The organism is Paracoccus sp. (in: a-proteobacteria) (genome assembly GCF_046462195.1).
Classification (GTDB): Bacteria; Pseudomonadota; Alphaproteobacteria; order Rhodobacterales; family Rhodobacteraceae; genus Paracoccus.
Window position 1 is genome coordinate 1 of record NZ_JBKGUN010000097.1, and the last position, 8,008, is coordinate 8,008.

General features: G+C 58.7%; 7 protein-coding genes. 4 read left to right on the forward strand and 3 right to left on the reverse strand.

Features of this window, described 5'->3' with window-relative positions:
* Positions 1-311, reverse strand: a 311-nt coding sequence (locus ACLHHB_RS06180) for a hypothetical protein (protein WP_410217404.1), incomplete at its 3' end; no start/stop codon positions are given.
* 542 nt (positions 312-853) lie between these two features.
* Here ACLHHB_RS06180 and ACLHHB_RS06185 point away from each other — a divergent pair.
* Both ACLHHB_RS06185 and ACLHHB_RS06190 read left to right on the forward strand, forming a co-directional pair.
* Positions 854-1,591 (forward strand): sporulation protein, encoded by a 738-nt coding sequence (locus tag ACLHHB_RS06185; RefSeq protein ID WP_410217405.1) that lies wholly within the window; start codon positions 854-856, stop codon positions 1,589-1,591.
* Positions 1,592-2,116: 525 nt separating this feature from the next.
* Positions 2,117-3,010 carry an MgtC/SapB family protein gene (locus tag ACLHHB_RS06190; protein ID WP_410217406.1) on the forward strand — a complete coding sequence of 298 codons (894 nt, stop codon included), beginning with the start codon at positions 2,117-2,119 and terminating at the stop codon, positions 3,008-3,010.
* 53 nt (positions 3,011-3,063) lie between these two features.
* Here ACLHHB_RS06190 and ACLHHB_RS06195 read toward each other — a convergent pair whose 3' ends face one another.
* A complete protein-coding gene (locus tag ACLHHB_RS06195; RefSeq protein ID WP_410217407.1) occupies positions 3,064-3,564 on the reverse strand; it encodes a carboxymuconolactone decarboxylase family protein in 501 nt (166 codons plus the stop codon).
* A gap of 358 nt (positions 3,565-3,922) precedes the next feature.
* Between ACLHHB_RS06195 and ACLHHB_RS06200 the strand changes: the two genes are divergently transcribed.
* Both ACLHHB_RS06200 and ACLHHB_RS06205 read left to right on the forward strand, forming a co-directional pair.
* Complete coding sequence (locus ACLHHB_RS06200) at positions 3,923-4,297, forward strand: response regulator (RefSeq protein WP_410217408.1); 375 nt, start codon at positions 3,923-3,925, stop codon at positions 4,295-4,297.
* A gap of 5 nt (positions 4,298-4,302) precedes the next feature.
* Positions 4,303-6,102, forward strand: a complete 1,800-nt coding sequence (locus tag ACLHHB_RS06205) for a PAS domain-containing protein (RefSeq protein ID WP_410217409.1) — start codon at positions 4,303-4,305, stop codon at positions 6,100-6,102.
* Positions 6,103-6,751: 649 nt separating this feature from the next.
* Here the strand turns inward: ACLHHB_RS06205 and ACLHHB_RS06210 are convergent.
* Positions 6,752-7,807, reverse strand: a complete 1,056-nt coding sequence (locus ACLHHB_RS06210; RefSeq protein WP_410217410.1) for an acyltransferase family protein — start codon at positions 7,805-7,807, stop codon at positions 6,752-6,754.
* Positions 7,808-8,008 lie beyond the last annotated feature (201 nt).

The window sequence follows — 8,008 nt, forward strand, 5'->3', positions numbered from 1 at the left end:
TGATCAGCAGGAGCAAAGGAGAGCTTGAAAAGCGCCAGATCCTGTCCAGAGAATGAGGAGCACCTCAGTTGGGCGTAGTCGAAATCCAGCGGCTCAATGTGAAGGTCGGCCCACGTGGTGCCGTTCCAGTCGGTAGCCACATATCGGTGCATCAAAGGCTCTCCGTTTCGAATAGGAGGAAAAGGAGCGGTGCATGTCGCCCCTTTATCAGGATCAGAAGCAATCGGCACCCATGCGTTGATTCGGGCTTTGGCTTCGGCGGTAACCAGCAATGCCTTCTGATATTTGGCATCCGGGAACAGCCGTTCCATGCCGTAGGCTTTCTTAGCCTTCTTCTGCGCCTTGAAGCCGTCGCACTCCGGGTTACAGCCGGTCAGCGCAAGGCGCAGGGTGTCCGGACTATCGGCGCTGACGCGGTTGAAGACGTTCTTGGCTATGCAGTGAAGTCGCGGAATGCTTTGGCCAGATTATCAACTCGCAATTCCGGGCGGCTCCATGCCCCGTATCCTGCCGAAGCATGGGTGAGGCGTTCGGAAAACTCCAGCCCTTCGGACTTGCTTGGGCAGGTGGTCGGGCGTCCCGGCGACAGTCCAAAGGCCGGAAGGTCAAGCGTCTCCGCATGACAAAGCCTGACCCTGCCGCTACCTCGCAACAAAGTGGAGGCCATTCAATAGCTCCCTCGACGGCTCTCCCGAGGGCGCCGCAGCGCTTCTGAAGGAACGGCCGGAATGTCGGCACCTGACGCTTGTTGAGAGGGCAAAGGGCGCAGCCCTGTCCGGGCCTCATTGTGTGCTTAATGTGTCCATGGCACAGATGGGCTCAACGCGGACAACCATTGAAGGGAGGAGGCACCTTGTTAAACAAAATGTTCGAGCGCCTGGGAGTTGGCGGTCTGAAGGTAGAGACGGTTCTGGATAAGCACGAGGTGTGTCCCGGCGGGCAGATCACGGGACATGTGGTCATTACCGGCGGAACCAGCGACTGGACATGTGATCGGCTCATCGTGGAGCTTCAAACTTCGTGCCTTGTCAAGATGACGGATGGGGAGTCAGTCCCCAAGATGATGGGCATTGCGCTCGGCGTCATTCGCCCGGGATGTATCATGCCACGGACCAGGCAGGACTTGCCCTTTGTGATCGATGTTCCCTTGACCACGCCTGTGACGGGTGGAGCGACAAGAAGCGCAATAACCACCCGACTTGACCTGGAAATGGCTGTTGACCCGACGGACCTTGATCCCGTCACCATTCTCCCCACGAAGGAAATGAAGGCTGTTCTGGACTCCGTCGCCGCACAAGGCTTTCGCCTGAGCGAAGCGCAAGCCGAATACCACCCCCAACGGGCCACGCCCATCCGGCAGGATTTCGACTTCCGTCCAAAAGGAGAGCATCAAGGCCGCATCCACGAATTGGAGGTTTCTTTTGTGCAGAACGATGCTCTGGTGGACGTGACCCTTACGGTTGATCGTAAACTGGACCTTCCTGGTGAGAGAGGTGAGCGCGAGGCTCGGTTCACTGTTAAGAAGGATGAAACAGATGCAGAGGTCGTGAACGCCGCGGTCACGGACGCAATGGCCGCTTTGACGCGCTAGGCGCACTGGCTGTCGCTGTCGGCTGATGGAGGGAGCCGAAGCTCTTGGGAGGCCCAGACCTCCGATGAACTCTCTGCAGGAAACTCAGTTCGCGCATGATTTGGCCTTTGCTGTGGGCGCGATCCGGAAAGCGGTCGGTGCTTTTCTCAAAAGGCAGGTACTTTCCTCGAGGGCTCCGCGGACGTGCAAAGCCAGAGGGATGAAGGTTATCTTCATGGTTCCCTACTTCATGCCAGGCACACAGTACGCCTCCTCGGAGGCGGATAATCTAACCAACACCTAGCCTCGCCCTCGCAAGCCGGCGAGAAGGACAAGCTGCCGAGAGCCGCTGCTTGCCCCATGGATCGACCACCGACCGCGGAACCGGCTACGCACTTGCCAACGAATGTCAGAACGCTGCGCTGCGGGTGACTGGCAGAAACTTCCTCAATGATGATGCTAGGAACTTGTGGCTGTGCTGGACATGTATGTGCTCTGTCTCCCATTCATGAGGTTCGCCCAGCCAATGAGAGGTTGGCCCCCCGAATGCGGTCGATCTCGAGGAAGTCGCGCTTTGAATCTCAAGATCCGCTCAAGGCCTTTTCTGGCGCAATATCTGACCAAAAGAGCAGTTGCCTTCGAGGTCATCCAGAAGGCAAGACATGCTATCGCCTTCCAAGGACTGACATCATGTCTTTCGAAACACTGCTTGCGACCATTGGTGATGCCGAAATCCTGCTTCCGCTCATTGGCAGCCTGATCGCCGGCGCTTTGATTGGTGCAGAGCGAGAGGTGAACGGCAAACCTGCCGGCTTGCGGACGCACACGCTGGTCTGCTTTTCCTCGTCGCTCATGACCTTGGTGGCTCTGCTGATGGACGATTGGTCGGCTGACCTGCCGGAGGGCACCCAGATCGTCTCAGATATGTCCCGTATGCCTCATGCCATCCTCACCGGGATCGGCTTTCTGGGCGCCGGGGTCATCTTTCGCGAGGGCGCTTCGGTTCACGGCCTGACGACTGCAGCATCTCTTTGGCTGACGGCAGCCTTGGGCATCACCTTTGGCACAGGTCTTCTGGAACTGGGCGTGATCGGGACCACCATCGCGTTGTTGGTCCTGATGCTGCTGCGCATTGCGCAAGGGCTTGCGCCACTGCGGCCACAGTTTCGGCTGGAGGTGATGGTCAGCGCTGACAGTCCTCTTGACGCCAACAGGCTCCAGGCACTCCTCGCGCGTCAAGGGCTGCGGGCCGGTCCGCTGTCGTTGCAGCAGGATCGAGTCTCCGGATATCGACACTACAAGCTGTTTGTAGCGGTGCGCGACCGACAATTTGACGCGGAAGCGCTGGCGCAACGGATCGGCCAGGAGCCTGCTGTGACAGAAATCGCCATCATCCCGATGGAAATCCGTCCGGTACCGGCGCCTTCGCGAGCAGACTGAGGGACCTGCCTCCGTTCCGGCACGCCGTCAGAGACCCGACCTTTGCCAAAGGGTCAGGTGTCGGAGATGGCACGGCCTCTGACGAGCAGGTGGCGCAGAAGGGGAGACATGGCGGCGAAGTCTGCATCGGCTTCTGTGCCGACGGCATCGAGATACTTGCTAAAATAGCAGCGCAAGGCTGCCGCAGCAGCGGCTTCCGATATCTCCTTGTCCGACAGCCCAAGCTGGCGCAGATCATTGACACGATCACCGTCTACGGCTGCAGCGTCCCAAACGATATCCTCCGCGTAGGCCATGAGCTGCCGTTCCACATCGCTCAGATGCGCCTGCTGACGATCGCCGGCAATGCGCGCAAGCTCGTCGGCCTCCATCCCGTCCCGCAGAAGGACAGACGCATGCGCCAGGGCGCAGTAGGAACTGCGAAGCGCCAAGGCTGCAGCGAGCGTCACCAGTTCGTAGCGGCGCGTGTCCATGGTGGCTTTCAATTCGGCTGTCATCGCCTCGAAGTGCAGCACGAAGCTGGGCAGATGCGCAAAGGCACGGTGCAGGTTCAACACCCGGCCATGGGCTTGGCGGGCGTTGGCATAAAGATCTGCTGTCAAGCCGACAGCATCGGCGTCGGCAACCGGATGGATGAAGCTCATGTGTGCCTCCGGGACCCCGTGGTGCAGCGACCAGATGGTATGAAGGTTACTCCTGCAGGAACGTCCTGTCCATTTGCGCTGCGTGCGCTCTCGTCTTTCGTTCTTTCTTTTGGGGGCAGGGCGGGATTAAGATCAAGGAATGGACGCAACGCTGACACGGCGGGCTCCACCGGCCAAGCGGCGGTCTGACCGTGAGGAGGCGACCTTTTCAGGTGGAGACGCGCGCTTTGGCTGATGGTTGCGCGCCACTCGCAGTCGGAGATTGTCCATGAGCTGCCGTATCATGATTGTCGAGGACGAGTATTGGACCGCCATGGATATGGCCACCGCGGTGGAAGACCATGGTGGGACGGTAACAGGACCTGTTGCATCAGTTTCCGAAGCCGTGGGCCTGTTGCAAGATGGAGGTGGCCCGGACGCAGCCATTCTCGACGTGAACCTGCGCAGCTCTGACGTTTTTCCTTTCGCCGATATCTTGGTCCGACGCGGGATCCCTTTCGTGTTTGCGACCGGCTACGAGAAGGAGGTCATACCTGATCGCTTCAACCATGTGCCTCATTTCGAGAAGCCTGTGAACATCCTGGCATGCGTTGAAGCAGCATTGGCACTCGCCGCCGGACGAGAAACGCCGCAGTCCGGATAGTCATAGTGCAGCGTGAGTTCCTACGATCACCCCCTTGCGGCGATGCGGAGGGCAAGATGGATAAAGGGTATGGCCTGGACGAGAGCGTGCTCGAGGAGCTCGACAAAGGCTTTTGCGTGATCGAGGTCCTTTTTGGGAGGGACGGCCGTGCAAGCGATTGCCGCTTCCTGAAGACGAATGCAGCATTCGAGAGACAGACCGGGCTGGCGAGCGCGGAGGGTTTGCGCTTTCGGGAGTTGTCCGACAGAATCGAACAGGCATGGCTTGATGCTTTCGAGCGAGTGGCAAAAACACGAAAGGCTGAACGGTTCGAACAGGAAGCGAGCGCCTTGGGCAGGTGGTACGAGTGCTATGCCTTTCCCATCAGCAAGACGAACCGGAACTGCTTGGGCGTCCTGTTCTATGACATCACTGAGCGCAAGCAACAGGAAGCCGATCTGCGTCGCAGCCGGCAGATGTATCAGGCCCTTGTGTCGGCCGGCACTTACACAGTGTATCGCATGAACTCTGACTGGAGCATCATGCACCAGCTTGACAGCGAGAGCATGGAAAAGACCACCGAGGCTGACGATTGGCTCGAGAAATATGTACCTCTCGATGATCGCGTTGCAGTGCTTGCGGCGGTCGAGCGGGCCATTGCCACCAAGTCCCTCTACGAACTGGAGCACAAGGCGATCTTCGCCGACGGCAGCATCGGCTGGGTGCTGTCGCGTGCTGTGCCGCTGTTGAATGCAGAAGGCGAGATCACGGAATGGTTCGGTGCTGGAACCAATGTCACCGAACGGCGCGTGACGGCGGAACGCCTGCGCGAAAGCGAAGAGCGCCTGCGGAACGCGGTCGAGGTGGGAAAGGTCGGCCTTTGGGACTGGAACGTTCTGACCGGCCGGGCGCATTGGTCGGACGAGCACTACCGGCTGCAGGGATACGGTGTAGGGGAAGTGTCCCCAAGCTATGCAGCTTGGCGCGAACGTGTGCATCCCGATGATCTGATGCGTACGGAGGAAGAATTGAACCGGGCCATGACAGGTCAGGACGATTTCGAGGCCGAGTTCCGCGTCCTCCACGCAGATGGCACGGTGCGCTGGCTCCAGGGGCGCGGGCGGTACTTCTATGATCCGTCTGGGAAACCTGTCCGTATGATTGGGGCTGTGATCGACACGACCGAGCGGCGTGAGTGGGAGAACCACCAGAAGGTCCTTGTCGCTGAGCTGCAGCACCGCACCCGTAACCTGTTGGGGGTCATCCGGTCCATTTCCGAAAGAACGGCCCAATCCAGCGAAGATCTTGCTGATTTCCGTGATCGCTTCCGCAGCCGGCTGGAGGCGCTGGCCCGTGCCCAAGGCTTGTTGTCGCGCCTGAAGGAGCATGACCGCGTGACTTTCGACGTGCTCGTGCGAGGGGAAGTCAATGCCATGAACGGCAGCGCCATGCGCGTCACTTTTGGCGGCCCGGAGGGAGTGCGGCTGCGCTCCTCCACTGTCCAGATGTTGGCCATGGGTTTGCATGAGCTGGCCACAAATGCCATGAAGTACGGCGCGTTGAGCCAGCCGGCGGGACATCTGGCGATTCAATGGGCCTTTGAGCCAGCCGGGGAAGGCGGCAAACCTTGGCTGCACATCGACTGGCGCGAGACGGGAGTCGAGATGCCGGCCCCGGGGACGGGAAGGCAGGACACGGGGCAGGGCCGTGAGCTGATTGAAAAGGCGCTGCCCTTTCAGCTGGGGGCGAAGACCACTTTCCGCCTCATGTCCGACGGCCTGCACTGCACCATCTCTGTGCCGGTCTCCGCCAGTCCGGATGCATAAGGGTCGTGGCGCGGGTGAGGGCGTGGGTTCGGGCGCAAGAAAGTCGTCCGGCCGCAAGGAGACTAACCGCCTTTGATGAGGAGTTGGGTAGCTCCTCCTGACTGCTCTGCCCCCTGAGAACCGGACCGTTTGAAACTGGAGTTTTCGGCTAACATTTCTTGGCTGGGAGAGGAGCTCCATGATCTTCTGCCGGTTTTGTGGACACGAAGACAAGATCGTGACCCATGATCTGGAGAGTGGATATGAGGGGACGGACGTTCAGCGGTGAGTTCAAGACAAAGGCTGTCTGATGGGTTACGGATCGGGGCGTGGCGGTGTCACAGGCGGCACGTGGCCACAGATGCCGTCGGAAGCAGTCACATCAAGGCCGGTTTCGACACCAAGAGTTCGCACAGCGCTCTGGACTATCGACCACCGACCCGGGAAATCATCGTTCTGATGGACCAGAGGCCGGTCATGGACTAACTTCAAACTGGACCACCAAAGTGGGGCTGATCAATCCAGAACGATGACTTCTCTTTGCTTCACAAGACGATCCATCGGGTGGCTGCCAATGAAGCTGGCACCGCCAGTAACCAGTACGCGTGTTGTCATTGCGCCTCGCGGGTGCCGGTCTTGTCACATGATGTGCCATCCGTCTGTCGGCAACTTATAGAGCGGGTTTCTGCTTCTTGCTGAGTGAATGAAGTGCGCGCCGAATAGGCTGATCATAGGCGGACATAACAACATGCGACAGGATGACGATCAAACTGAAGACGACCGCCCAAGCAAGGCCACTTTGTAATGTCGAGAGGTTCCAGCGATGGATTACCGCGGATCCGAGGTGAAGGAGAGGAGCATGAATGATATAAAGGGGATAAGATATCCCTCCAAGGAGTTTCGAAACGGCCTTGATCCGTCCTGTAGGCTGCCATGCAGCCGCCAGTAGAATGACCGCAGGGAACACGAGGAGGACAATGAAAAGATCGATCCACCACCCTTGCACGGTCACACTCAGAACCGCCAGAACAGCCATCATGAGTATAAGCGGGATCAGACTTCCATCTTTGGGTCTGGCGGCGAGGTGGAACAAAATGGCACCAGCCAAAAACGAGAAGGTTACACGGGGGAACCCGCCAATGAAGTTGTAGACGTTCCAGCCCATATCCATGCTGCCGAACTTTGCAGCCGCCGCCGACACGGCAAGAGCGCTTAGGGCGCACAACCCAACCATTTTTCGAAAGCCGAGCGGGATCAGAAACACGAAGGCGACGTTGACTGCCAATTCGAAGAACAGCGACCAAGCTGGGCCATTGAGCGGAAAAATCAAAGGGGCTTCGTTTACAGTAAGTGGTATTGGCGCCAGAACGGCGCCGGCCGCGAGAGCCATCAGCAGGAGACCGAACTCATGTCCCGCCACCGCGAGTGCAAGCACTCCAAGCAACTGTCCTAGGATAAAAAGCGGGTAAAGCCGAACGAGCCTAATCGTCATAAATCTGCCGAGGCTCATCCCGGACTGTAGGCGCGCGCCGTAAGCCTGAGCAATAACGTAGCCGCTGAGCACGAAGAACAAGTCAACTGCAAGATAGCCGCGCGGGATTGCTTGGATGAAGCCGGCGGCCGGCAGAAGGTGGTAAAGGACGACAGCAAGTGCCGCGATGCCGCGCAGAGCATCAAAGGTAACATAGTTTACCCTGCTCTCATCATCGTCGAAGGACTTACGCATAAATTGTCTTCCATGAAGATACAGGGAGACTTGTACCTGCTGGTTGCAGCAAAAGCATCTTGTTTTACATGACCGCAGCTTCCGGATCCTCATGGCCTGCTCTTATTGAGTGGTCCGGTTTCAGTCTTAGTGCGCGATAGGCCTCGGTACCGGGGTAGGTGTCACGGGAAGGATGATTGATCTGGCTTTGACGGCCAGTGG